Source organism: Flavobacterium sp. UBA6135 (genome assembly GCF_002428305.1).
Taxonomy (GTDB): Bacteria; Bacteroidota; Bacteroidia; order Flavobacteriales; family Flavobacteriaceae; genus Flavobacterium.
On the sequence record NZ_DIVJ01000027.1, the window covers coordinates 1 to 25,662 of the forward strand.

Below are 25,662 nucleotides of genomic sequence, written 5' to 3' on the forward strand. Positions count from 1 at the left end.
ATTTTAGTATTGAGACGGCTTCTTTCTATTTAAATCGTATTGGCTTTTTTGAGTTTATCTTTACAACAGTTAATGGATATGTCATTACTGAAGTTGCCATTCCGGAAGGATAATTTTCTTTTACGGCTACAATAATCTCTGTTTCTGTTTCTTCAACAGATTCTAGCGTAATAAAATGACCTCCACTATTTTTTTCGCCCATATTCAACAATAAAAAATTGGAAGTTTTTATATCTTCAGACGTTATTTTGTTTCTTAATTCTTTATCATTTAACAACATTTTGAATTCATTAGGTTCCGTGATTATTTCAAAGAATTGTATATTAGCTCCACCTTGTTCATCTTGTTTTAAAATTTCAAACAATTGAAATGCTTCTTTGTTTTCTAATTTGTTTTTGGTACTACAAGAGAAAAGTAGTAAACCAACTAAAGGGAGTAGTATCTTTTTCATACCATTTGTTTATTTGAGATTGCTTTTATGTATAACGCTTCATACAAAGGCAATATTTCTTTAATGTCATATTTTTGTGCTGCTTTTAATGCATTTGTCTTAAATGTTTGTAAGACAATATCATTTTCAAGAATAGTTAATGCATTATTTGCCATTTCATCAATAGCACCTACACTACTTAAAAATCCTGAAAAACCATGTTCATTTACTTCGGGCAAACCTCCGGTGTTACTTGAAATAACAGGGACACTACACGCCATGGCTTCCAAAGCCGCTAAACCAAAACTTTCTGTTTCAGAAGGTAATAGAAATAAATCAGAAAAACACAATATTTTATCAATTTCATTGCTGTTACCAAAGAAAATTACTTTATCCGTAATTCCCAAACTCTCACACAATTGCTCTGCTTTTTCCTTTTCAGGCCCCTCTCCAACCATCATTAATTTAGCCGGAATTTGTTGCTGTATTTTGTAAAATATTTTTATTACATCAGGAATGCGTTTCACTTTTCTGAAATTGCTGATGTGTGTAATAATTCGCTCTTTGTCTTTGGCCATTAACGAACGATAACAAGGAACCCCATCTTCTATTTTAGTTTTATCTAATTCAATAAAATTTGGAATCACTTCAATTTCCTTATTAATATTGAACAACTTATAGGTTTCCTCTTTTAAACTTTGAGAAACTGAGGTCACATAATCTGATTTATTGATACTAAAACAAACGGCAGGTTTATAATGTGGGTGATTTCCAACCAAAGTAATATCAGTACCATGTAAGGTGGTGACCATTGGGATGTCAATTCCTTCTTCCTTCAACATTTGCTTTGCCATATACCCTGCGTAAGCATGAGGAATGGCATAATGCACATGCAAGACTTCAATTTGATACAACTTGACCATATCGACCAACTTGCTCGACAAAGCCAATTCATAGGGTTGGTAATGAAAAAGTGGGTATTCAGGAACGTTCACCTCGTGGTAATGCAAATTTGGATTTAGTAAAGCTAATCGCACCGGTTGCTTGTAAGTGATAAAGTGAATTTCATGCCCACGTTGAGCTAACTCAAGTCCCAATTCTGTTGCTACTACTCCACTTCCTCCAAATGTTGGATAACACACTATTGCTATTTTCATTCTACTTAATTAGATAAACAAATTTACATTCTTTCCTGTTTGCTTTTGGTAATAAATCGTTAAAAATTCGTAATAACTATTGTTTAAAAGTATGTCAAATTAAAGTATGTCAAATTGGGTTGAATTTTTCAATTCACTTATCATAAACGAACTGTGTGTACTACCAATGTGTTTTAAGTTTGTGAGTTTATTGACCATAAAAGCCCTATATTCTTCCATGTTGTTAACACAAATTTTCAAGATGTAATCATAATCACCACTCACATGAAAACATTCCAAAACTTCATGTAGTTGTGTCACTTCATGTTCAAAAATAGTAAGATATTCTTTTGTATGCTGAACAAGTTTAATATGACAAAAAACCACAAAACTTTTGTTGATTTTTGTGCGATCTAATAAGGCAACATAATTTTTTATGATTCCTTCACGTTCCAGTTTTTTAATTCTCTCATAAACCGCAGTTACTGAAAGATTAAGTTGCATTGAAAGTTCCTTTGTTGTCTTTTTACTATCGGCCTGTAAAAGCATCAATAATTTTTTATCAATAGCATCGAATTCCATAATTGTGATTTTTCGGTTTGTTCTACAAATTTCAAATCAAATATAGTTATTAAAACTATTACTACATCTAAAATTAGATAAAAAAACTAAATAAACTATTCTATATTGATTTTTACACTAGTAATTAGTTATTTTGTAATAAACTTAATATAAAATTCTAATGAAACCGAATTCTTTTAATCCGGCCGACAAAATTCAAGATTTGCAATACTTTGGTGAGTTTGGTGGCGTAAACCCTTCTATTTCAGATTCTTCAACCTACACCTTTTTATCAGCAAAAACGATGTTTGATACGTTTGAAGGAAATGCTGAAGGTTGCTATTTGTATTCTCGTCATTCCTCTCCAATGAATTTATATCTTGGTGAAGCCTTAGCTGCTATGGAAGGTACAGAAAGTGCCAATGTGGCCGCTTCAGGAATGGGAGCAATCACACCGGTTCTTATGCAATTATGTGCTGCCGGTGACGAAATCGTTTCGAGTAGAACCATCTATGGCGGAACGTATGCTTTTATGAAAAACATGTTGCCAAAATGGAACATTAAAACCCACTTTGTGGATATTACAAAATTAGATTTAGTAGAAGCCGCGATTAATGAAAATACCAAAGTATTGTACTGTGAAACTATAAGCAATCCTTTGTTAGAAGTAGCTGACATTGAAAGCTTGGCTAAATTGGCTAAAAAGTATAACATCAAATTGGTAGTTGACAATACCTTCTCTCCTCTTTCGGTAGCACCGGCAAAATTAGGAGCTGATGTGGTGATTCACAGTTTGACTAAATTCATCAATGGAAGTAGCGATACCGTTGGTGGTGTGGTTTGTGCTTCGCAAGAATTCATCAACGATTTAAAAAACGTGAATAACGGTGCCAGTATGTTACTCGGACCAACGATGGACAGTCTTCGTTCCGCTAGTATTTTAAAGAACTTGCGAACACTTCATATTCGAATGAAACAACATAGTTATAATGCGAGTTATTTAGCTGAAAAGTTTGAAAATGACGGTTTAAAAGTGGTTTATCCCGGCTTGAAAAGTCACCCGAGTCATGACATTTATTCTAAAATGATAAATAAGGAATATGGTTTTGGCGGTATGATGACCCTTGATGTGGGATCATTAGACAAAGCCAACGAACTGATGGAATTACTACAAAATCGCAACTTAGGTTATTTGGCCGTAAGTTTAGGTTTTTACAAAACGTTGTTCAGTGCTCCCGGAACGTCTACTTCTTCTGAAATTCCGATGGAAGAACAAATAGAAATGGGGTTAACCGATGGATTGATTCGTTTTTCGATAGGTTTAGACAATGATATTGAACGTACCTATCAAATGATGAGACAGTGTATGATTGAATTAAATATACTGACTGAAGCAGAAGCAACAATTTAGTTTCAACTTCTCAAAAACATCAATCCGCTTGACCTCCCAAGCGGATTTTTTTGTTTCATTTCAAAATATACTTTCCTTTTTTTATATATTGCAACCACAAACAAACTTTATGGAAAGCCAAGACATTAAACCAGTAGACCCAAGAAACGAAGAATTGATTGAAAATAAAAACCTTACGTTATTTGAAGCAATACTTCCTATTATAATATTGGTTGGACTTTTAGCATTTAATGTTTTGTATGCCTTTGGAGATGATGCGTTGAGTGGAAGCAATCAATTCATTTTATTACTTGGAGCAGCTTTTGCAGCCATTGTGGGTTTTAGGAATAAAGTTTCCTACCAAGCCATGATGGAAGATGTTTCCAAAAATGTAAAATCAACCTCAAGTGCAATTATTATTTTGCTTTTAGTGGGTGCACTTTCAGGAACATGGTTATTAAGTGGCATTATCCCAACGATGGTTTATTATGGTTTACAAATTTTACATCCCACTATTTTTCTTCCGGCATGTGTGGTCATTTGTTCAGTGATTTCAATAGCTACCGGAAGTTCATGGACTACTTCTGCAACTGTCGGAATTGCATTAATAGGGATAGGTTCAACGCTTGGTATGCCCATCGGAATGGTAGCCGGAGCCGTAATTTCAGGTGCTTATTTTGGGGATAAACTTTCTCCGTTGTCAGACACCACCAATTTAGCACCGGCAATGGCAGGAACGGATTTGTTTACACATATTCGCTACATGATGCTAACTACAGTGCCTACTTTGGTAGTGAGTTTAGTGCTTTTTATCATTTTAGGATTAACACAAACCACAACCGGAGCAAACAATAATGAAGCCACTTTAGTTGCCATCAAAGAAACGTTTACCATTTCACCTTGGTTATTTTTAGTACCCATTGCTGTTATCATTTTAATCATTAAAAAAACCGAGCCGCTCATTGCTTTGTTAATAGGAACACTATTAGGTGGGATTTTTGCTTTATTCTTTCAACCGGATTTAGTAGCTAAAATTGGTGGTAGTACTACTTTAAATTTAATGTCAGGATATAAAGGTGTGATGAATGCCATTACTGTTCAAACAAACTTTGAATCGTCAAACGAAATGCTTCAAGAACTCTTTACCGCAAAAGGAATGCAAGGTATGTTAGGTACGATTTGGTTAATATTGTGTGCCATGGTTTTCGGTGGTGTAATGGAAGCTATTGGAGCACTTACTAAAATCACGGAAGCTTTACTTAAATTATTTCATACCGTTTTTGGTTTATTTGCGAGCACAGTTGCCAGTTGTTTAGCATTAAACTTAACCGCTTCTGATCAATACTTGGCTATAGTTGTTCCCGGAAAAATGTTTGCTAAAGCTTATGAAAACAAAGGGTTAGCTCCAGAAAATTTAAGTAGAACTTTAGAAGATTCTGGAACAGTAACTTCTGTTTTAGTGCCTTGGAATACCTGTGGAGCTTATCATAGTGGTGTTTTGGGGGTATCCACATTAAGCTACGCTCCTTATGCCTTTTTCAATATTATTAGTCCGTTTATGACCTTACTTTTTGCTGCTTTCCGAATAAAAATAAAGCAATTATCCATTAAATAAGATTTCCTTATCATATATTATAAAAACTGCTTTAATCGGCAGTTTTTTGTTTTTAATTTAATTTTAACAATTGTTGACTCTGCAATAAATTGTTACTAAAATTATGAAAACACAAAAAATAAGAAGCTAAAATTACACACTTACAAGCTTTTGAGTAAAACCTACGTCAGCATCAATAAAATCAATACCTACATTGCTTTTAGGTATGACATTTGTCATGATCAATATTTCCGTATTACCTTACCTTTGCATCAGAAATTAACAATTTAAATAATAAAAAATTATGTCTTTAGTCGGTAAAAAATTTCCAAACATCACCGTAGATGCAATCTCAGAAATGGGAGATAATTTAAGAATCAATGTATTAGATGAAGCGGTTAAAAACAACAAAAAAGTGATTTTGTTTTGGTACCCAAAAGATTTCACATTTGTTTGTCCAACAGAATTGCATGCTTTTCAAACGGCTTTGCCAGAGTTTGAAAGTAGAAATACACTAGTAATTGGTGCTTCTTGTGATACAAATGAAGTACACTTTGCCTGGTTAAACACAGCAAAAAATAACGGTGGAATTGAAGGTGTAACATATCCTCTACTTGCTGATACAACAAGAAATTTGTCTTCAGCCTTAGGGATTTTAGATATTGAAGCAGGTGAATATAATGAAGATACTGAAACGTATTTAATTTCAGGTTCTAACGTAACTTACAGAGCTACTTATTTGATTGACGAAACCGGAAAAATTTTCCACGAAAGTGTAAATGACATGCCATTAGGAAGAAATGTAAACGAATATTTGCGTTTGATTGATGCCTACACTCATGTTCAAACCAAAGGTGAAGTTTGTCCGGCCAACTGGGAAGAAGGAAAAGATGCAATGGTAGCTGACAGATTGAGTACAGCAGCATATTTAAGTCAAAACTAAAACAAAAATCAATAGCAATGGCAATAGCAAAAGTCAAATAGTTTTGTTGAAATTTGATATTGTAATTGATTTTTGAATTTGATATTTGTCATTGCAATTGATATTGAACTTTTAAAAAATATATTTTATGTTAATCGATTTAACCGAAGATACACTTCAAGATTTAGTAAGTCAAAATAACAAAGTAGTTGTACAATACTCCGCTTCTTGGTGCGGCAATTGCAGAATTATGAAGCCTAAATTTAAAAAATTAGCCACAGAAAACGAAACCATAACTTTTGTTTTGGTTGATGCTGAGAATTCTCCTGAATCAAGAAAACTGGCTAATGTTTCCAATTTACCAACATTTGCCACTTTTGTAAATGGCGAATTAGTAAACCAAACCCAAACCAACAAAGCAGAAGTTTTGGCTGAATTGGTTTTAGAAATTTCAGCAAACTAATGAAGTTACCCGTTATCAAACAGTTAACTCAATTTATTGAGGAGAACGACCAAGATTATCTAGTTGAAACCATTGAAGTTTTGGAAGCTTTAACGGAAGTACCTTCGCTAAAAGATGAAGAATTGGATGTGATTGGCGAACTAATTTCCAATATGTATGGAGCCTTGGAAGTACATAAATCCATCCAAAACGGAATGGATAAAAAGGAAGCTTTGAACAGTTTCATGCAACGGGTTTTAGGTGCAATAGATAAATAATTTCCAAACAAATACCTCAAAAAATCGCTCTCAATTGGGAGCGATTTTTTTGTTAATCGTTTCTGTTAAAAAGTTGCTGTTTTTTTTCCTATTTTTGAAATCTTAATTAATCATTTTTATGGCATCTATTACATTAGGCGGAAATCCTATTGCAACCGTTGGTGAACTTCCTAAAGTAGGAAATAAAGCTCCCCAATTTTATCTAACTAAAATCGATTTATCAACCACAACATTAAACGATTACAGAGGAAGAAAAGTAGTTTTAAATATTTTTCCAAGTATAGACACTACAGTTTGTGCTACATCTGTTAGAAAATTTAATGAGCTAGCAAGTAAATTAGAAAATACAAAAGTGTTATGTATTTCTCGTGATTTGCCTTTTGCTCAAAAGCGTTTTTGTGGTTCAGAAGGATTGGAAAACATAGAAAACTTATCCGATTTTATTGATGGTAACTTTGGTACTACCTATGGTTTGACAATCAAAGATGGTATTTTTAATGGTTTACATGCCAGGGCCATAGTGGTAATTGATGAAAAAGGAATTATTTCGCATACTGAATTGGTTCCTGAAATTGCACAAGAACCAAATTATGACAAAGTTTTAGCCGCTTTATAAAACAACTATGAAATTTCAAAAAGACACTTCATTTTTTACAGGGAGAATAAAAAGCATCGCTTTTGCTGTAAAAGGGGCCTTTAAATTGATAACAACTGAACATAGTGTAATGGCTCAGTTCAGTATTGCTATTTTAATGACAATTGCAGGTTTCTATTTTGGAATTTCCAAAACAGAATGGCTCTTTCAAATTTTTTCAATTGGATTGGTTTTATCCATTGAAGGTTTGAATACAGCCGTTGAAAAAATAGCTGATTTTATACATCCTGATTATCATGAAAAAATCGGCTTTATTAAAGATATTGCCGCAGGGGCCGTTTTCTTTGCTGCACTAACTGCAATTTTGATTGGAGCTTTAATTTATGTACCGATACTTTTTTTTAATTAATTTAGTTTTATTTTTAAACCAAAATTAGAGAATGGCTAAAACAGCAACAAAAGATACAAAAACTAAAAACACCGATTCTGATTCTAAAAAAAGAGTGATTTTTACCAAGCAACACAAACTTCTTTTAGGAATTTTGTTTGTTTTAATTGCCGTTGCTTTGTTTTTTTCGTTCGTTTCCTATTATATTAATTGGCAAGAAGACCAAAGTGCCGTTTCCGCTTTAAGAGACAGAAATGTGGCCGTTAATAACTGGCTAGGTAAGGTTGGTGCTGCAATTTCGCACTTTTTCTTATTCAAAGGTTTTGGTATTGCTTCCTTCCTATTTGTTCGCTTATTGTTTATTACAGGAATCTATTTGATTTTGGATTTATCACTTAAAAAACTAAAAAACAGTTGGTTTTGGGACTTGTTTGCTTTGGTAAACATTTCATTATTGTTTGGTTTTTTTGCGGATTCCATTCCGGAACTGGGTGGTGTTATTGGTTATGAAATGAACCTTTATTTTCAAAGTTTTATGGGTAATATTGGTACTTTACTGATTTTACTCTTTAGTTGTATGATTTATTTAATTTTAAAAATAAACATCAATCCTGAAAAAATTCAAAAGTTGTTTCAAGTTAAACTTCCAAAATTTGCTTCAAAAGAAGCTGAGGATGATTCAGATCTTTCTACTAGCATCACTGATAAGATTGAAAGTCAAGAACCTGAAAATATAATAGCTCCAATTTCGCAATTTGAAATTAATAAAGAGGATTTAAAACCTACTATCAATAATCCTTCTGAAATCAACTTAGAAGTAAAGAAAATAGACCCAATTGAAACTAAAATTGAAAAGCCTATAATTTCAAAAGAACCTGAAATAATAACCACCAACGATGAGGCTTTTGTAATTGAAAAAAATGCAGAAGAAGACACCTTAGAAGAAAATTTAGCCGCTCGATTAGTGGCCGATTTTGGTGAATTTGACCCCACTTTAGAACTTTCGAATTATAAATTCCCCACAATTGATTTATTAAAAGATTATCCAACTACCGGAATCACAATCAATCAAGAAGAACTCGAAGAAAATAAAAATCGAATTGTTGATACGCTCAAAAACTACAAAATAGAAATTGCACAAATTAAAGCCACTGTTGGACCTTCGGTGACATTATATGAAATTGTTCCTGAAGCCGGTATTCGAATTTCAAAAATCAAAAGTTTGGAAGACGATATTGCTTTATCGCTTTCGGCATTGGGAATTCGTATCATTGCCCCTATTCCAGGCAAAGGAACAATTGGTATTGAGGTGCCCAACAAAAACCCGACCATGGTCCCTATGCGTTCCGTTATTGGCTCGGCTAAATTTCAAGAAGCAGAAATGGAATTACCGATTGCTTTGGGAAAAACCATTTCTAACGAAACCTTTGTGGTGGATTTAGCTAAAATGCCTCACCTACTAATGGCCGGAGCAACAGGTCAAGGAAAATCGGTAGGTTTAAATGCGGTTTTAACCTCGTTATTATACAAGAAACATCCTGCGGAAGTTAAATTTGTATTGGTGGACCCTAAAAAGGTAGAACTAACCTTATTCAATAAAATTGAACGCCATTATTTAGCAAAGCTTCCCGATACCGACGAAGCTATAATTACCGATAACAATAAAGTAATCAACACATTAAATTCCTTGTGTATCGAAATGGACAACCGTTATTCTTTGTTAAAGGATGCCATGGTAAGAAATATCAAAGAATATAATGAAAAATTTAAAAACAGAAAACTGAATCCTGAAAACGGTCATCGTTTTTTACCTTATATTGTCTTGGTTGTTGATGAGTTTGCCGATTTAATTATGACGGCCGGAAAAGAGGTGGAAACACCAATAGCTCGTTTGGCACAATTGGCTCGTGCGATTGGAATTCATTTGATTATTGCCACACAACGTCCGTCTGTGAATGTTATTACAGGAATTATCAAGGCCAACTTCCCTGCTCGTATTGCTTTTAGAGTAACATCAAAAATTGATTCCAGAACCATTTTAGACACTCAGGGTGCTGATCAGTTAATCGGTCGCGGTGATTTGTTATACACCAACGGAAATGATTTAGTTCGTGTACAATGTGCCTTTGTTGACACCCCTGAAGTAGAACGAATCACAGAATACATTGGTTCACAAAAAGCCTATCCTAATGCTTATTTACTCCCTGAGTATGTTGGAGAAGAAAATGGCACAGTGCTTGATATTGATATCTCCGAACGCGATTCGATGTTTAGAGAAGCTGCCGAAATAATAGTTACAGCTCAACAAGGTTCTGCTTCTCTTTTACAACGAAAACTAAAATTAGGATACAACAGAGCCGGACGATTGATTGATCAATTAGAAGCTGCCGGAATTGTTGGCCCATTTGAAGGTAGTAAAGCACGAAGTGTAAATATTACTGATTTAAATTCGCTTCATGATTTTTTAAACAATGAACAAAACCCACAATAAAATGAAAAAAGTAGTCACCATACTTCTATTACTTAATGTTTTTTTTACCATTCAAGCCCAAGATAAAAAAGCCAAGGACTTGTTAGATGAAGTTACGGCAAAAGTAAAGAGTTATGAAAATATTACCATCGAATTTAAATACAGTTTAAACAATACCAAAGAGAATATCAGTCAAGATAGCAAAGGAACTGTTGTCATGAAAGGCAATCAATACCATTTAAATTTTATGGGAGTTACTAAAATTTATGATGGAAAAAAATCTTATACCATTAGTCCTGAAGATGAAGAGGTGACGATTTCTAAAATGGATGCTTTAGATGAAAATGCCATTACCCCATCTAAAATGCTTACCTTCTTTTCGAGTGGCTATAAATACTCGATGGATATACTTCAAGATATTAAAGGTCGGAAAATTCAATATATCAAATTGATTCCAATAAGTTCAAAAGACCAACGAAAAGAAATTTTATTAGGTATAGATACCCAAACAAAGCACATCTATAATTTAATAGAAATGGGTAAAAATGGTACAAAAACGACCTTAACTGTTAATTCTTTTAAAACCAATCTCCCATTGTCAAAAAATCAATTTACCTTTGACGAGAGTAAATACAAAAATTACTACATCAATAGAATTGATTAAATTTTGAGGTGAAAATACTTGACCGCTATATTTTAACGTCATTCCTGAGTACATTTACATCTGTTTTTGTAATACTCTTTTTTATCTTTATTCTTCAAGGCATTTGGCTTTTTATAGCGGAATTAGCAGGAAAAGATTTAGATGCTTTTTTAATTGTAAAGTTTTTATTATTCTATTCTCCTAAGGTTGTACCCTTAGTACTTCCCTTGTCAGTTTTGTTAGCATCAATTATGACTTTTGGTAATTTTGCCGAAAATTATGAATTTGCCGCAATGAAATCTTCAGGAATCTCGTTAAAAAGAGCCATGAGATCTCTACAATATTTTATTGTCTTATTGAGTATTGTTGCTTTCTTTTTTGCAAACTCCATTATACCCAAAGCGGAATACAAATTTGTAAACCTTCGTAAAAACATTTTACAGCAAAAACCATCTATGGCTATTGCTGAAGGACAGTTTAGCAATGTTGGAAACTACACTATTAAAGTTGATAAGAAAACCGGACCGGAAGGTAACTTTTTAGAAAAAGTTACCATTCACAAAGTTTCTAATTTAGGAACAGGGACTACTGTGGTAATTAAAGCCAAAACGGGGGAATTGATGAGTAGTGAAAAATCTAATAATTTACAGCTTATTCTTTACGATGGAAATTATTATGAGTCGATAGAACCCAAACGATATGAAGAAAGAAACAAACAACCTTTTGCTAAAAGTTCTTTCAAAAGATACATAATTAATTTTGATTTAAGTCCGTTAGAAAAAGCTTCGGATAATAACGAGAATATAACCAACACCAATACAATGTTGTCTGTTAATGAACTACGTTATACCTTAGATTCTTTACAAAACAGTAAGGACAAAGAAATTAAATCGTTTTCAGAAAATATTCATCAACGTTTAAGTTTAGTATCAATTAAACAAGATAAAAAAATTAAAGCTAGTGATAGCCTAGTCTATGATTTAATGTCGATATTACAACCAGACCAAAAGGCAATTGTTATAGGAATTTCAAAAAGTAATATTGAAAATACAAAATTTTCTATTGAAGGCAATAGAATTGATATAGAATCTAAAACCAAAAACATCAACAACCATTGGTTAGCTTTATATGATAAGTTTGTGATTGCCTATGCCTGTTTATTAATGTTTTTTATAGGAGCACCATTAGGAGCCATTATCAGAAAAGGTGGATTAGGCTTACCAATTGTATTTGCAGTAATGATTTTTATTGTATTTCACTTTATAAATGTATTTGGCAAAAAAGTGGCTCAAGAAGATGGATTAACACCATTTTTAGGGGCTTGGCTTTCTTCAATTGTTTTAACTCCATTAGCTTTATTACTTTTTTATAGAGCAACAAATGATATAGGCCTAATTAATATGGACGTTATTATGGATCCAATTCATAAATTTGTAAACAAATTATTTTCCAATTCCAAAAAAAACAAAAATGACACTTGAAAAAATACAACTTAATACCATTGAAGAAGCTATTGAAGACATCAGAAATGGAAAGGTAATTATAGTTGTGGATGATGAAGATCGTGAAAATGAAGGCGACTTTTTAGCTGCGGCAGAAAAAGTGACTCCCGAAATGATCAATTTTATGGCAACACACGGACGTGGTTTGATTTGCTCACCACTCACTGAAAGGCGTTGTGTGGAATTAGACCTGCATACCATGGTTCGAAACAATACCGATCACATGGAAACGGCTTTTACGGTTTCGGTTGATTTAAAAGGACATGGAGTAACAACTGGAATTTCAGCTTCCGATAGAGCAAAAACTATTTTAGCTTTAGTCAATGAAGATACAAAACCAAACGATTTAGCTCGTCCGGGACACATTTTCCCTTTAATTGCAAAGCAAGGTGGTGTTTTAAGAAGAACCGGTCACACTGAAGCCGCTATTGACTTTGCTCGATTAGCAGGCTTTACTCCTGCCGGTGTAATTTGTGAAATTATGAATGACGATGGAACCATGTCGCGTTTACCGGAATTAGTAAAAGTGGCTAAAAAGTTTGACTTAAAGTTAGTTTCCATTGAAGATTTGGTGGCATACAGAATGCAACACGATAGTTTAATTCAAAAGAAAGAAGATTTTGATATCGAGACTCGTTTTGGCACCTTTCGATTGCGTGCCTATTTGCAAACAACAAACAAACAAGTACATTTAGCATTAACTAAAGGAAGTTGGAATAATGGTGAAGCAATTTTAACCCGAATCAATTCCAAACAAGTTAACAACGATATTTTAGAAACCTTAACGAACAATTCCGATAAACGATTAGAGGCAATGTTCAATAGAATTAATGAAGAAGGTCGTGGAGCCATCGTTTTTATCAATCAAGAAATACCATCTATTGAATTGCTTAATCGTATCAGCGAATTGAAAGTATTACAAGAAGAAGGAAAAATGAAAGCACCACCAATCCGAATGGATGCAAAAGATTTTGGAATTGGTGCTCAAATTTTACACGATATTGACATATCTAAAATTAGATTGTTATCCAATTCCGAACAAACAAAACGGGTTGGTATGATTGGATACGGATTAGAAATTACAGATTACGTTCCTTTTTAAAGTCAATCTTTGAATTGAAACCAACTGTAAGATCTAGAAAATGAAACGGTTAGTTTATTACTTTATAATTCATGAAATTTTAAATTAAAAAAGGTTTGCAGAAACCAAAAATCGTTCTATATTTGCACTCGCAATCACAAAATGGTTGTGACTTATTGGAGAAATGGCAGAGTGGTCGATTGCGGCAGTCTTGAAAACTGTTGACTGTAACAGGTCCGGGGGTTCGAATCCCTCTTTCTCCGCACAATAAATTTCAATTCTTATCAAAACCTCGAAAATCTTTTGAATTTCGAGGTTTTTTGTTTTTTATAACTTCTAAATTAATCAATCTTTATCAAAATTAAAGGTGCAAAATCGAGACCCTAAAAAATGTAGTAAATCTGGGTCTCGCTAAATGATTAAAAACTACATAAATCAAAAGTATAACTGGGGTTCAAAACCCCTGTACACAGTAGTATCATTTATTGAACATCTTATTTTGTGCAAACTTTGACATAAATTAATGTATAATTTAATCGTTATCAAGATGAATGTAAAAAAAAAAAAAACATTTACAAAAATGTACTTAACTTAAACTATAATTTTTATTTGCACATCCGTGTGTTTTAGGTTCTCAATTTGACCTTTTCCAGATAAACTAAAATTTAAACACTTTAATCCTATTAACTTTTCAAATGTTAAAATTCACCATTTACTATGCGTGCATAATAAATTTTTATTATCTTTGAAAACGTTTGCGTAACATATGAAAGATAAAACAATTGATTATATCCTTCGTGCAACTTGGCAATCAGTAGCCAGAATGTACAACGAAGAAGCTTCAAAATATGATGGCTCAATGGCTATCGGGTTTGCTTTGCTTAGCATCGATAAAGAAGAAGGAACACCTTCCTCCTATATCAGCAATCGAATGGGAATGGAAGCCACAAGCCTTACCAGAACTTTGAAAACTTTGGAAGAAAAAGGCTTAATCATCCGAAAAAAAAATCCTGATGACGGTAGGGGTGTTTTAATTTACCTCACCGAACTAGGAAAAGAAAAAAGAGAATTATCACGAAATACGGTTTTGAAATTTAATGAAGTTATCCGGGAAAATATTACTGAAGAACAACTTAAAAATTTTATGGAAGTTGCCGAAGTAATTACGGAATTGATTAATGAAAAAAAGATTTTTTAGAAAAAAAATAGAATAAAGAGAAAAGAAAATAGACTATATCCGATAGATTTTTCTAATTTTTCAAATCTGTGTTCCAAAAAATAAAACCAACTAAAACCAGCGGAACTATCAGCCCGCAATAAGAAATAAAAAATGAAAAGAACAATCAAAAAAGTGGCAGTCATCGGGTCCGGAATCATGGGCTCCGGTATTGCGTGTCATTTTGCCAACATTGGTGTGGAAGTACTTTTGTTAGACATCATTCCAAATGCGTTAACAGAAGCAGAAGAAAAAAAAGGTCTCACTTTAGAAAGTAAAGTAGTTCGCAACCGCATCGTAAATGAAAGTTTAACAAATGCTCTAAAATCGAACCCCTCGCCTATTTACAGTCAAAAATTTGCGAACCGAATTACCACCGGAAATACTACCGATGATATGCCGAAAATTGCAAATGTAGATTGGATTATTGAAGTGGTGGTGGAACGTTTAGACATTAAAAAACTCGTTTTCGAACAAGTGGATAAATTCAGAAAACCGGGAACGTTGGTTACTTCCAACACCTCAGGAATTCCGATTCAATTCATGAGCGAAGGAAGAACAGAAGATTTCCAACAGCATTTCTGTGGAACGCATTTCTTTAACCCGGCTCGTTATTTGAAATTATTTGAAATCATTTCGGGTCCAAAAACGAGTCAAACTGTTTTAGATTTTCTAACCAATTACGGTTCTAAATTTTTAGGAAAAACTTCGGTCGTAGCCAAAGATACACCAGCATTCATTGGTAATCGAATTGGAATTTTCGGTATCATGAGTTTGTTTCACCAAGTGAAAGAAATGGGGTTAACTGTTGAAGAAGTTGATAAGTTAACCGGCCCTGTAATTGGTCGACCAAAATCGGCTACTTTCCGAACGGTTGATGTGGTAGGATTGGATACATTAGTTCACGTGGCAAACGGAATTCACCAAAACTGTCCGAATGACGAAGCCCACGATTTATTCAAATTACCGTCTTTCATTGATAAAATGATGGAAAATAAATGGCTGGGAAGCAAAACCGGTCAAGGATTTTACAAAAAAGAAGTAAAAGAAATTTTATCCTTAGATTTAGATACTTTAGAATATAGAGCCGCAAAAAAAGCATCATTTGCTACCTTAGAATTAACCAAAACAATCGACAAACCGATTGATCGTTTCCGTGTTTTGGTGAAAGGAAAAGACAAAGCCGGTGATTTTTACAGAAAGAATTTTGCCGCCATGTTTGCCTATTGTTCCAATAGAATTCCTGAAATCTCCGACGAATTATACAAAATTGATGATGCCATGAAAGCCGGTTTCGGTTGGGAAAATGGTCCGTTTGAAATTTGGGATAGCATTGGTGTAGCCAAAGGAATTGAAATGATGCGTGCAGAAGGTTATGAACCGGCCGCTTGGGTCACTGAAATGGTGAAATCTGAAAACGCTTCTTTCTATACCGTAAAAAATGGAGCCGCTTATTTTTATAACATTCCTACAAAATCACAAGAAAAAATTCCGGGTCAAGATGCATTTATCATCTTAGACAATATTAGAGAAAACCAAAAAGTTTGGGGTAATGCTGATGCCACGATTCATCACTTGGGTGATGGAATTTTGAATTTAGAATTCCATTCGAAAATGAATACGATTGGTGGCGGTGTTTTACAAGGCATCAACAAAGCTATCGATTTAGCCGAAAAAGAATACAGCGGATTAGTTATTGGAAACCAAGGAACTAATTTTTCTGTAGGAGCCAACATCGGAATGATTTTCATGATGGCTGTTGAACAAGAATATGACGAACTAAACATGGCTATCAAAATGTTCCAAGACACGATGATGCGTTGCCGCTACTCGTCTATTCCGGTTGTCGTTGCACCACATGGTATGACGCTTGGCGGTGGTTGCGAAATGAGTATGCACGCTGACCGAGTGGTGGCTGCCGCAGAAACCTACATTGGTTTAGTAGAATTTGGTGTTGGTGTAATTCCAGGTGGCGGTGGATCGAAAGAAATGACCGTTCGTGCCTCTGATTTATTCCATAAAAATGATGTGGAATTGAATGTTTTGCAAGAATATTTCCTAACCATCGGAATGGCAAAAGTAGCCACTTCTGCTTATGAAGCCTTTGATTTAGGTATTCTTCAAAAAGGAAAAGATATTGTGGTGGTGAATCGCGACAGACAAATTGCGATGGCCAAACAAATTGCTTTACAAATGGCAGAACAAGGTTACACACAACCAATTCAACGCAAAGACATTAAAGTGTTAGGAAAACAAGCGTTAGGAATGTTCTTAGTAGGAACCGACCAAATGCAAGCCGGTAAATACATTTCGGAGCACGATAGAAAAATTGCCAACAAACTAGCGTATGTAATGGCGGGTGGTGATTTATCGGAACCTACATTGGTGAGTGAACAGTATCTATTGGATATTGAACGTGAAGCATTTTTATCGTTATGTACTGAACGCAAAACATTGGAAAGAATCCAATTCATGTTAACCAAAGGAAAACCATTACGTAACTAATCATAAATGATACAACATAGATTTAAAAAATTATAGAAATTTTTAAAATTTTATAAATCAGTGTTCAAAAAAATATAAAAACATGAAAACAGCATATATAGTATCAGGATTTCGTACCTCCGTTGGTAAAGCACCAAAAGGAGTTTTTCGTTTCAAACGTCCTGACGAATTAGCCGCAGAAACCATCGAATATATGATGGCTCAATTTCCAGATTTCGACAAAAAACGCATCGATGATGTGATGGTTGGAAATGCTATGCCCGAAGCCGAACAAGGGCTAAACGTAGGTCGCTTAATTTCTTTGATGGGATTAAAAGTAACAGACGTTCCGGGTGTAACGGTGAATCGTTATTGTGCTTCCGGCTTAGAAACGATTGGAATGGCAACTGCCAAAATTCAATCCGGAATGGCCGATTGTATCATCGCAGGAGGAGCCGAAAGTATGAGTTTTATACCAATGGGTGGCTACAAACCAACTCCCGATTATGACGTTGCTGCATCAGGTAACGAAGATTATTATTGGGGAATGGGTTTAACTGCTGAAGCCGTTGCAAAACAATTTAACGTGTCTCGCGAAGACCAAGACGAATTTGCTTTTCATTCCCACCAAAAAGCTTTAAAAGCACAAGCAGAAGGAAAATTTGACAAACAAATCGTTCCGATTACTGTTGAGCAAACATTTTTAAATGAAAACGGTAAAAAAGAAACTAAATCCTATGTCGTAAAAAAGGACGAAGGCCCTAGAGCAGATACGAACACAGCCGCTTTATCAAAACTAAAACCGGTATTTGCTGCAGATGGTTCTGTAACGGCCGGAAACTCATCGCAAATGAGTGATGGTGCCGCTTTCGTATTAATCATGAGCGAAGAATTAGTCAACGAATTAGGAATAAAGCCAATTGCAAGATTAGTCAATTTCGCTTCTGCAGGAGTTGAACCAAGAATTATGGGAATCGGTCCGGTAAAAGCAATTCCGAAAGCCTTAAAACAAGCCGGTTTGACATTAAATGATATTGATTTAATTGAACTAAACGAAGCTTTTGCATCACAATCCTTAGCTGTAGTTCGTGAATTAGGTTTAAATCCTGACATCGTGAATGTCAACGGAGGTGCTATTGCATTAGGTCATCCACTAGGTTGCACAGGAGCAAAATTATCGGTTCAGTTATTTGATGAGATGCGATTAAGAGGAAGTAAATACGGAATTGTGAGTATGTGTGTGGGCACTGGTCAAGGAAGTGCGGGGATTTTTGAATTGCTTTAGAAGAAAGAAGCAAGAAACAAGAGAAAAGACTTATGAAGCATAACTTTAAAAATCTAAAAATTTGGATAATAGCAATGGAAATAGCTGCAGATATTCACAAAATTTCTTTAGAATTTCCAAAATCTGAAATTTATGGTTTGGTAAGTCAAATGAATAGAGCTGCAGTTTCAATGCCTTCAAATATTGCCGAAGGTTCAAATAGAGGAAACATACATTTCAAACATTTTTTTAAATATCAGTCTGGGCTCTTCTTTCGAATTACAAACACAATTATTAATAGCAAATCAAAATAAATATATAACTAATGAAAAAACGATTGAAATAGAAAATAAGATTATTGAGTTCCAAAAAATGACCACTGGTTTTATCAGTAAGTTAGACTCTTAATCTTTCTTCTTGCTTCTTTCTTCTTTTCTCTAAAAAAATAAATATGAACGACATAACAAGAGGAGGACAATTCCTAGTAAAAGAAACCAAATGTGAAAACGTATTCACACCCGAAGATTTCTCAGAAGAGCAAATTATGATGCGTGATTCGGTAAAAGAATTTGTAGACAAAGAAATTTGGCCAAACAAAGACCGATTTGAAAAAAAAGATTATGCATTTACCGAAGAAGTAATGCGAAAAGCCGGAGAAATGGGCTTTTTAAGCGTTGCCGTTCCCGAAGCTTACGGCGGAATGGGAATGGGATTTGTTGATACGTGTTTAGTATGCGACTACATTTCAGGAGCAACCGGTTCGTTTTCAACTGCTTTTGGTGCTCACACCGGAATTGGTACAATGCCAATTACGTTATATGGAACAGAAGAACAAAAGAAAAAATACGTTCCAAAATTAGCATCAGGTGAATGGTTTGGAGCCTATTGTTTAACTGAACCGGGTGCAGGATCTGATGCTAATTCAGGAAAAACAAAAGCCGTTTTGTCAGTAGACGGAACGCATTACAATATTACCGGACAAAAAATGTGGATTTCTAATGCCGGATTTTGTTCAGTATTCATTGTTTTTGCTCGTATTGAAGATGACAAAAACATTACCGGATTTATTGTAGAAAATGATCCATCCAACGGAATCACAATGAACGAAGAAGAGCATAAATTAGGAATTCGTGCCTCTTCTACTCGTCAAGTTTTCTTTTCTGATACAAAAGTGCCGGTTGAAAATATGTTAGCAGGACGTGGCGAAGGTTTCAAAATTGCGATGAATGCCTTAAATGTGGGGCGAATCAAATTGGCAGCGGCTTGTTTGGACGCTCAACGTCGTGTGACTTCCAACGCTATCAATTATGCAAATGAAAGAATTCAGTTCAACACTCCAATCGCTCAATTTGGAGCCATTCGTTATAAATTAGCCGAAATGGCAACTTCTGCTTATGCGGGAGAAAGTGCTACCTATCGTGCTGCAAAAGACATTGAAAACAGAATTAAATTGCGTGAAGCAGAAGGTGCAACGCACCAAGAAGCTGAATTAAAAGGTGTTGAAGAATTTGCTATCGAATGTTCGATATTAAAAGTAGCGGTTTCCGAAGATGTTCAAAATTGTGCTGATGAAGGAATTCAAATTTATGGCGGAATGGGATTCTCCGAAGATACGCCAATGGAAAGTGCTTGGAGAGATGCCCGAATAGCTAGAATTTATGAAGGTACCAACGAAATTAACCGTATGCTTTCAGTTGGAATGCTTATTAAAAAAGCAATGAAAGGCCACGTTGATCTTTTAGGTCCTGCGATGAAAGTACAAGAAGAATTAATGGGAATTCCATCGTTTGAAACTCCGGATTATTCAGAATTATTTTCGGAAGAAAAAGAAATGGTTGGCAAATTGAAAAAAGCCTTCTTAATGGTTGCAGGAGCTGCTGTTCAAAAATACGGAATGGATTTGGATGCACACCAACAATTGTTGATGGCTGCAGCCGATATGTTGATTGAAATATACATTGCAGAAAGTACTGTTTTGCGTACTGAAAAATTAGCCAAAAAAGTAGGCGAAGATAAAGCCAAAGAACAAATTGCGATGGCAAAATTATATTTATATAAAGCCGTTGATGTAGTGGCACAAAAAGGAAAAGAAAGCATCATTTCATTTGCCGAAGGTGACGAACAACGCATGATGTTAATGGGATTACGTCGCTTTACAAAATACACCAATATGCCTAACATTGTTGGTTTAAGAGAAACAATTACCACGAAATTAGTAGCCGAAAACAGTTACTGCTTTTAATAATTTTTAGTTTAGTTTGATTATTTGAAAGGCCACGCAAAATTTGCGTGGTTTTTTGTATATAATTCTTTCTTAATAACAAAATCAAACCATTCTATAAGTAAAATAAATAGAAAAAGGATGGTAATCCTTTTTTGTGTAGTACCTTAGTGTTTTCCAAAAATTCACAAAAATGAAAACAGCACTCTCCCTCCTATTTGTTTTGATTAGCTTTTCGTTTCTTGCTCAAACGGATTCACGTATTTATGATATAATAAATGCGGTATCCGCTGAAAGAATTGAAAAAGACATAAACACATTAGCCAACTTCGGCACACGAAATACCTTTAGCGATACCGTCTCATCCACTAGAGGAATCGGAGCAGCTCGACGTTGGATTAAATCGGAATTTGAAAAAATTTCCAAAGATTGCAAAAACTGTTTGAATGTCTTTTATCAAAAAGATTATGTTACTACTAACGACGGTGAACGAATCCCAAAAGATACTTGGATTGTGAATGTTACAGCCATTCAAAAGGGAACAAAATACCCAAACCGATACATAATTATGACTGGTGATATTGACTCGCGTAATTCAGATACTATGGATTTTTTGGGAGATGCCCCGGGAGCCAATGACAATGCATCAGGAATGGCGGGAACTATAGAAGCTGCAAGAGTTTTGTCGAAATACCAGTTTGAAAACAGCATCATTTATCTGGGTTTAGCTGGTGAAGAACAAGGATTATTCGGTGGTAAAGGTTTTGCGGAATATGCGAAGAAAAACAACTGGGAAATTATTGGAGTATTCAATAACGACATGATAGGAAATATTGAAGGAGTTGATGGTGTTATTGACAATCGAACATTTCGAATTTTTTCGGAACCTACACCACCTACAGAAACAGAACGGGAACGAAACATGCGTCGCTTTTACGGTGGTGAAGTGGATGGAATTTCAAGACAATTGGCTCGTTATGTTCACAAACAAACACAAACGTACATGCCGGAAATGAATCCAATGTTGGTGTATCGTTTGGACCGATTTGGAAGAGGCGGTCACCACAGACCCTTTAATGATTTAGGATATCCGGCATTACGAATTATGGAAGCTCATGAAAATTATAACCGGCAACACCAAAACCTTCGAACTGAAAACGGCATTAAATATGGCGATGTCATTGAAGGCGTAAATTTTGATTATGCTAAAAAGCTAACAGCTGTAAACGCAATTAATTTGGCTTCACTAGCTTGGGCTCCTCCTGCTCCAACAAATGTGTTGATTGGTGGTATAGTGGAACCCAATACCAAATTGCGTTGGACCAAAACAGAAGATGCTTCTATTATTGGTTATAAAATCTATTGGCGATATACCACTTCGCCACAATGGGAATTCAGTCGATTTGTGGGTAATGTAGATAACTTTGAATTAAAAGGTATCGTAATTGATAACTTCTATTTTGGAGTTGCTGCCGTTCATAAAAACGGACATGAAAGTGTGGTGGTTTTTCCAAGTGATATTATTCGAACTACTTTTAGGAGAAATTAAATTATTTCTCAATCGCATCATAAATAACCTGTTGAATTCGCTCTCTCACATTATTTTTTGATAAATTATTTGGAGCATTAGAGTCAGGGAAAGTTCTGTTCGACAAAAAGATATAAACAATTTCTTGCTCCGGATCGGCCCATGCCATTGTTCCGGTGAAACCGGTGTGACCAAAACTGGTCATGGAGGCACAACCACAGGTGGGACCTGCTGTTCCTAATTGTGGTTTGTCAAACCCTAAACCTCTTCTATTCCCTTCAGAACAGAAATAACAAGTATTAAAATCCTCAAATGTCTTTTTAGAAAAATACGTTTTACCACCGTAAGTTCCTTTTTGCAAATACAATTGCATCATTTTGGCCATATCCATAGCATTGGAAAAAATACCCGCATGTCCATCAACACCACCATTCATAGCAGCTCCCATATCGTGAACATAACCTTGAATGCGTTGGTTTCTAAAATAGGTATCATCTTCAGTTGGCGGAATAACGCTCATATCAAATTTTCGAAGCGGATTATACATCGTATAATTAGCACCAATGGATTGATAAAAGTTTTCCTGAACTAATACATCTAAGGTTTTTCCGGTGGTTTTTTCGATGTAATCTCTTAAAATGATAAATGTAAAATCGCTGTATTTGTATTCTCTTTTTGGCAACAACTTACTGTCAGCAATAATTTTCATGATGGTATCACGATAATCGTTACGCATATATAAATTTTCGGCTACTTGCAATGAAAAATTATTACTATATGATTTTCTGTAATATTTATCTAGAGGTTTTTTATTTGCATCTAATGTGGTTTTATAAAAAGGAATCCAAGGTTGCAAACGTGCATAGTGTGATAAAAAGTCTTTAAAATTTATTTTCTCTTTATCTGTTCCTTTAAAAACCGGTAGCATCTCACCTAACTTTGTGTTCATGTCTAGTAAACCTCTATCATACAATTGCATTACTGCCGGAAGCGTTGCCATTATTTTAGTTAGCGAAGCTACATCATAAATGTCTGAGTTCTTTACTTCCGTTCTTTTGTCATAATTGTGATGACCAAAAGCCTTTTGATAAATTACTTTTCCTTTTCTGGCAACAAGCACTTGCATGCCGGGAGCCATTCTTTTATCAATAGCATCTTGTGCAATTAAATCAATACGGGAGAGAATTAAAGAATTCATACCTACATTTTCAGGAACACCAAACCCAAGAAGATTATTTTTTTTCAATTGTATTCCGTGGTTGACGGCAAAATCTTCATTGATAGAAACAGGCAATTTCCCTTTACTGTCAATGCTTCCAAAAATGAGTTGCCCCGAAACCGAATGAGCAATCGGATTGTTTTGATAAGAAACAACAATAGCTTCAATATTTTCTGTGGTTGTTAACTGTAATAGAGAATAAGGTTTCGCAAAAACATCTAAGATCACTTTATTTGTACGGGCAATTTCATACAACCATACTAATTCTTTTTCTTTGAAGTCGTGGTTTTTCCATGCACCATCAGCTTTGTGAAAACCAACAATAACAGTTGAAAATTCCTTGAGCTTTTCTGTAATACCTACTAAATTAGAATCGGTTACTTCCGTAATTTCAGCATACTGACTTAAGGTTTCTACAAAAGGAGAATGGATGTCGTCACCTAGTTTTACGTAGGCAATTTTTTGTTTGTCTAAATTCTTTAAAGGTAAAATTTCGTCTTTGTTTTTTATAACAGTCACCGCTTCCTGATACAAATCATATTGTAACGCATCATATTCCGGTTTATTTATTTCGCTGTGTAAATTCAATAATGAAATGGGTTTGTAGCTATGCAGACGAGCTTTAAATTTATACTCCAAAATCTTTCGAACAGAAAATTCCAATCGTTTTTCAGTCAACGTTCCGGTTTGAAGGGCTTCTTTAATTTTAGTAATTGCTACCGGTACATTTTCCGGAAACAATAAAATGTCATTTCCGGCTAAAAATGCTTCCAAATCAATATCTCCAGGCTGTTTGAAAGAACTTACCCCTTTCATGTTTAACGCATCCGTAAATATTAGACCATCAAAGCCTAAATCTTTTTGTAAAATGTTAGTTACAATATTATAAGAAATGGAGGAAGGAAAATTGGAACGTTTTTCTAAACTGGGCACATTCAAATGAGCCACCATTACACTTGCCAATCCTTTATTAATCAGCTTACGATAGGGATACAATTCTACATTTTCAATTCGTTCTTTATCAAAACTGATGGTTGGTAAGGTATAATGAGAATCTTTATCAGTGTCTCCATGACCGGGAAAATGCTTTCCTGTGGCAAAAACACCTTGACTTTGCAATCCTTTCATTAAGGCTAACGCACGGTCGGTTACATTTTCTTTATTTTCTCCAAAAGAACGATTGCCAATAATCGGGTTTTTAGGATTTGTGTTGATATCTAATACCGGTGCAAAATTGAAATGAATTCCCATTCTTTTGCTTTGTTCTCCCATTTGAGCTCCTAATTTTTCAATTAGCTTCATGTCTTGAATAGCACCTAAGGTCATATTCCAAGGGTAACGATAGGTGGAATCCAATCGCATACTCAAGCCCCACTCGGCATCTATACCAATAAATAAAGGAAGTTTAGATTTTGCTTGAAACCTGTTAGTGAGCTTTGCTTGACGATGTGGTCCGCCTTGAAAAAAAATTAAGCCACCAATTTTATGTTCTTCAATTAATTTATCAATGGATTTAACATGGGCAGAATCTTTATTTGAATAAGCTGCAACCATGAACAATTGTGCAATTTTTTCTTCAATTGACATGCTTTTATAAACACTATCTACCCATTTTTTTTGAGCGTCTGTGGTTTCAAAATAGGTAACTTTTTCTTCTTCTTCTTCTTCTTCTATTGGTATGGCTTCTGAAAATGAATTTTGTAATACAATCTCATTTAGAGCCATAGTTTTCTTGGTGTCAAAATCTTCAACACCTAGTAGCACATAAATCATGGCTAGAAGAAAAATTAGAATACGATATTTCATAAGATTGATTTAGAAAAAGCGACTGTGCCAACTTTCTATAGCAGGAACTTCCCAATATTCGTGCCATTCACCAACCGTATTAACGAGATTATTAAACACTATAGTATTTTCTGAAACCGCTTTTTCTTTTGCCATTCTTTTAAAATCCGTAAGTGTCTTGTGTGTAATATGTTCACCTTGTTTGTAAGTCACATTCATTTTGTCTAACAAGTCAACCATATATTTTTTTTCAAGGGATTGAATAAATTCAACAGATTTATCAATTGAGCAACCGGTTGCCATTTGGACTTCTTGATTCACTGCTAAAATAATAAATCGATTGTATTTTACAACAAAAGAAGCTTCCAATCCGGTTCCATGAGCTGACCAGTCTTCAACAAATGTCATCAAATCATTTTCAATTTGATTCACTTCTTCATCTGAGAATTTTCTATTGCATTGGTAAATCCAGATTTTGGATTCATCTGGTAAGGTATCAAAGGGAACAAACAT

General features: G+C 34.6%; 23 protein-coding genes and 1 tRNA gene. 19 read left to right on the forward strand and 5 right to left on the reverse strand.

What is annotated here, in order from left to right; all coding sequences use genetic code 11:
* Window positions 1-25: 25 nt before the first annotated feature.
* The 3 genes from B3L86_RS07010 to B3L86_RS07020 form a co-directional block, all read right to left on the reverse strand.
* Window positions 26-451: a protease complex subunit PrcB family protein gene (locus B3L86_RS07010; protein ID WP_291116850.1), complete on the reverse strand. Its 426-nt coding sequence runs from the start codon at window positions 449-451 to the stop codon at window positions 26-28.
* Window positions 448-1,587, reverse strand: coding sequence for an N-acetyl-alpha-D-glucosaminyl L-malate synthase BshA (gene bshA, locus B3L86_RS07015; protein WP_291116853.1), 1,140 nt, complete (start codon window positions 1,585-1,587; stop codon window positions 448-450). Before bshA ends, B3L86_RS07010 begins: the two co-directional genes overlap by 4 nt.
* A 99-nt stretch (window positions 1,588-1,686) precedes the next feature.
* The gene (locus B3L86_RS07020) at window positions 1,687-2,148 is read right to left on the reverse strand and encodes an Lrp/AsnC family transcriptional regulator (RefSeq protein ID WP_291116856.1); all 462 of its coding nucleotides are present in this window, start codon (window positions 2,146-2,148) and stop codon (window positions 1,687-1,689) included.
* Between the two features lie 160 nt (window positions 2,149-2,308).
* Between B3L86_RS07020 and B3L86_RS07025 the strand changes: the two genes are divergently transcribed.
* The 19 genes from B3L86_RS07025 (at window position 2,309) to B3L86_RS07110 (ending at window position 22,166) form a co-directional block, all read left to right on the forward strand.
* Complete coding sequence (locus tag B3L86_RS07025; protein ID WP_291116859.1) at window positions 2,309-3,538, forward strand: aminotransferase class I/II-fold pyridoxal phosphate-dependent enzyme; 1,230 nt, start codon at window positions 2,309-2,311, stop codon at window positions 3,536-3,538.
* Between the two features lie 109 nt (window positions 3,539-3,647).
* Window positions 3,648-5,132 (forward strand): Na+/H+ antiporter NhaC, encoded by a 1,485-nt coding sequence (gene nhaC, locus B3L86_RS07030; RefSeq protein ID WP_291116862.1) that lies wholly within the window; start codon window positions 3,648-3,650, stop codon window positions 5,130-5,132.
* A gap of 283 nt (window positions 5,133-5,415) precedes the next feature.
* Window positions 5,416-6,054 (forward strand): peroxiredoxin, encoded by a 639-nt coding sequence (locus B3L86_RS07035; protein ID WP_291116865.1) that lies wholly within the window; start codon window positions 5,416-5,418, stop codon window positions 6,052-6,054.
* Window positions 6,055-6,181: 127 nt separating this feature from the next.
* A complete protein-coding gene (locus tag B3L86_RS07040) occupies window positions 6,182-6,496 on the forward strand; it encodes a thioredoxin family protein (RefSeq protein WP_291116868.1) in 315 nt (104 codons plus the stop codon).
* Complete coding sequence (locus B3L86_RS07045; protein ID WP_291116871.1) at window positions 6,496-6,753, forward strand: DUF6952 family protein; 258 nt, start codon at window positions 6,496-6,498, stop codon at window positions 6,751-6,753. The genes B3L86_RS07040 and B3L86_RS07045 overlap by 1 nt, the downstream gene beginning before the upstream one ends.
* 118 nt (window positions 6,754-6,871) lie before the next feature.
* Complete coding sequence (gene tpx / locus B3L86_RS07050; RefSeq protein WP_291116872.1) at window positions 6,872-7,369, forward strand: thiol peroxidase; 498 nt, start codon at window positions 6,872-6,874, stop codon at window positions 7,367-7,369.
* A gap of 7 nt (window positions 7,370-7,376) precedes the next feature.
* Window positions 7,377-7,757, forward strand: coding sequence for a diacylglycerol kinase (locus B3L86_RS07055; RefSeq protein ID WP_291116875.1), 381 nt, complete (start codon window positions 7,377-7,379; stop codon window positions 7,755-7,757).
* A 31-nt stretch (window positions 7,758-7,788) separates the two neighbouring features.
* Entirely contained in the window at window positions 7,789-10,227 is a 2,439-nt protein-coding gene (locus B3L86_RS07060) for a DNA translocase FtsK (RefSeq protein WP_291116878.1), read from the forward strand.
* Between the two features lies 1 nt (window position 10,228).
* On the forward strand, window positions 10,229-10,870 hold the full coding sequence (locus tag B3L86_RS07065; protein ID WP_291116881.1) for a LolA family protein: 642 nt from the start codon (window positions 10,229-10,231) through the stop codon (window positions 10,868-10,870).
* A gap of 8 nt (window positions 10,871-10,878) precedes the next feature.
* Entirely contained in the window at window positions 10,879-12,330 is a 1,452-nt protein-coding gene (locus B3L86_RS07070; RefSeq protein WP_291116884.1) for an LptF/LptG family permease, read from the forward strand.
* Complete coding sequence (gene ribB / locus B3L86_RS07075; protein ID WP_291116886.1) at window positions 12,320-13,453, forward strand: 3,4-dihydroxy-2-butanone-4-phosphate synthase; 1,134 nt, start codon at window positions 12,320-12,322, stop codon at window positions 13,451-13,453. The genes B3L86_RS07070 and ribB overlap by 11 nt, the downstream gene beginning before the upstream one ends.
* Window positions 13,454-13,610: 157 nt before the next feature.
* Window positions 13,611-13,695: transfer RNA gene (locus tag B3L86_RS07080), tRNA-Ser, on the forward strand.
* 503 nt (window positions 13,696-14,198) lie between these two features.
* Window positions 14,199-14,630 carry a MarR family winged helix-turn-helix transcriptional regulator gene (locus tag B3L86_RS07085; RefSeq protein ID WP_291116888.1) on the forward strand — a complete coding sequence of 144 codons (432 nt, stop codon included), beginning with the start codon at window positions 14,199-14,201 and terminating at the stop codon, window positions 14,628-14,630.
* 132 nt (window positions 14,631-14,762) lie between these two features.
* Window positions 14,763-17,153 carry a 3-hydroxyacyl-CoA dehydrogenase/enoyl-CoA hydratase family protein gene (locus tag B3L86_RS07090; protein WP_291116890.1) on the forward strand — a complete coding sequence of 797 codons (2,391 nt, stop codon included), beginning with the start codon at window positions 14,763-14,765 and terminating at the stop codon, window positions 17,151-17,153.
* 82 nt (window positions 17,154-17,235) lie between these two features.
* Entirely contained in the window at window positions 17,236-18,417 is a 1,182-nt protein-coding gene (locus B3L86_RS07095) for an acetyl-CoA C-acyltransferase (protein ID WP_291116893.1), read from the forward strand.
* Window positions 18,418-18,491: 74 nt separating this feature from the next.
* Window positions 18,492-18,710 (forward strand): four helix bundle protein, encoded by a 219-nt coding sequence (locus B3L86_RS13645; RefSeq protein ID WP_349679483.1) that lies wholly within the window; start codon window positions 18,492-18,494, stop codon window positions 18,708-18,710.
* Window positions 18,694-18,804 (forward strand): hypothetical protein, encoded by a 111-nt coding sequence (locus B3L86_RS13650; RefSeq protein WP_349679484.1) that lies wholly within the window; start codon window positions 18,694-18,696, stop codon window positions 18,802-18,804. Before B3L86_RS13645 ends, B3L86_RS13650 begins: the two co-directional genes overlap by 17 nt.
* A 43-nt stretch (window positions 18,805-18,847) precedes the next feature.
* Window positions 18,848-20,638 carry an acyl-CoA dehydrogenase family protein gene (locus B3L86_RS07105; RefSeq protein ID WP_291116896.1) on the forward strand — a complete coding sequence of 597 codons (1,791 nt, stop codon included), beginning with the start codon at window positions 18,848-18,850 and terminating at the stop codon, window positions 20,636-20,638.
* Window positions 20,639-20,810: 172 nt separating this feature from the next.
* Window positions 20,811-22,166: a M28 family metallopeptidase gene (locus B3L86_RS07110; RefSeq protein ID WP_291116899.1), complete on the forward strand. Its 1,356-nt coding sequence runs from the start codon at window positions 20,811-20,813 to the stop codon at window positions 22,164-22,166.
* Window position 22,167: 1 nt separating this feature from the next.
* Here the strand turns inward: B3L86_RS07110 and B3L86_RS07115 are convergent, their stop codons facing one another.
* Window positions 22,168-25,170 carry a glycoside hydrolase family 3 N-terminal domain-containing protein gene (locus B3L86_RS07115; RefSeq protein WP_291116902.1) on the reverse strand — a complete coding sequence of 1,001 codons (3,003 nt, stop codon included), beginning with the start codon at window positions 25,168-25,170 and terminating at the stop codon, window positions 22,168-22,170.
* Between the two features lie 9 nt (window positions 25,171-25,179).
* Window positions 25,180-25,662, reverse strand: a complete 483-nt coding sequence (locus tag B3L86_RS07120; RefSeq protein ID WP_291116905.1) for an ABC transporter ATPase — start codon at window positions 25,660-25,662, stop codon at window positions 25,180-25,182.

Bases quoted from the DNA above. Each gene is read 5' to 3' on its own strand.
- B3L86_RS07065 (WP_291116881.1), top strand. From the start codon at position 10,229: ATGAAAAAAGTAGTCACCATACTTCTATTACTTAATGTTTTTTTTACC.
- B3L86_RS07020 (WP_291116856.1), bottom strand. From the start codon at position 2,148: ATGGAATTCGATGCTATTGATAAAAAATTATTGATGCTTTTACAGGCC.
- B3L86_RS07040 (WP_291116868.1), top strand. From the start codon at position 6,182: ATGTTAATCGATTTAACCGAAGATACACTTCAAGATTTAGTAAGTCAA.
- B3L86_RS07055 (WP_291116875.1), top strand. From the start codon at position 7,377: ATGAAATTTCAAAAAGACACTTCATTTTTTACAGGGAGAATAAAAAGC.
- B3L86_RS07045 (WP_291116871.1), top strand. From the start codon at position 6,496: ATGAAGTTACCCGTTATCAAACAGTTAACTCAATTTATTGAGGAGAAC.
- B3L86_RS07035 (WP_291116865.1), top strand. From the start codon at position 5,416: ATGTCTTTAGTCGGTAAAAAATTTCCAAACATCACCGTAGATGCAATC.
- B3L86_RS07120 (WP_291116905.1), bottom strand. From the start codon at position 25,662: ATGTTTGTTCCCTTTGATACCTTACCAGATGAATCCAAAATCTGGATT.
- tpx (WP_291116872.1), top strand. From the start codon at position 6,872: ATGGCATCTATTACATTAGGCGGAAATCCTATTGCAACCGTTGGTGAA.
- B3L86_RS07060 (WP_291116878.1), top strand. From the start codon at position 7,789: ATGGCTAAAACAGCAACAAAAGATACAAAAACTAAAAACACCGATTCT.
- ribB (WP_291116886.1), top strand. From the start codon at position 12,320: ATGACACTTGAAAAAATACAACTTAATACCATTGAAGAAGCTATTGAA.
- bshA (WP_291116853.1), bottom strand. From the start codon at position 1,587: ATGAAAATAGCAATAGTGTGTTATCCAACATTTGGAGGAAGTGGAGTA.
- B3L86_RS07090 (WP_291116890.1), top strand. From the start codon at position 14,763: ATGAAAAGAACAATCAAAAAAGTGGCAGTCATCGGGTCCGGAATCATG.
- B3L86_RS13645 (WP_349679483.1), top strand. From the start codon at position 18,492: ATGGAAATAGCTGCAGATATTCACAAAATTTCTTTAGAATTTCCAAAA.
- B3L86_RS07085 (WP_291116888.1), top strand. From the start codon at position 14,199: ATGAAAGATAAAACAATTGATTATATCCTTCGTGCAACTTGGCAATCA.
- nhaC (WP_291116862.1), top strand. From the start codon at position 3,648: ATGGAAAGCCAAGACATTAAACCAGTAGACCCAAGAAACGAAGAATTG.
- B3L86_RS07010 (WP_291116850.1), bottom strand. From the start codon at position 451: ATGAAAAAGATACTACTCCCTTTAGTTGGTTTACTACTTTTCTCTTGT.
- B3L86_RS07105 (WP_291116896.1), top strand. From the start codon at position 18,848: ATGAACGACATAACAAGAGGAGGACAATTCCTAGTAAAAGAAACCAAA.
- B3L86_RS07110 (WP_291116899.1), top strand. From the start codon at position 20,811: ATGAAAACAGCACTCTCCCTCCTATTTGTTTTGATTAGCTTTTCGTTT.
- B3L86_RS07115 (WP_291116902.1), bottom strand. From the start codon at position 25,170: ATGAAATATCGTATTCTAATTTTTCTTCTAGCCATGATTTATGTGCTA.
- B3L86_RS07095 (WP_291116893.1), top strand. From the start codon at position 17,236: ATGAAAACAGCATATATAGTATCAGGATTTCGTACCTCCGTTGGTAAA.
- B3L86_RS07025 (WP_291116859.1), top strand. From the start codon at position 2,309: ATGAAACCGAATTCTTTTAATCCGGCCGACAAAATTCAAGATTTGCAA.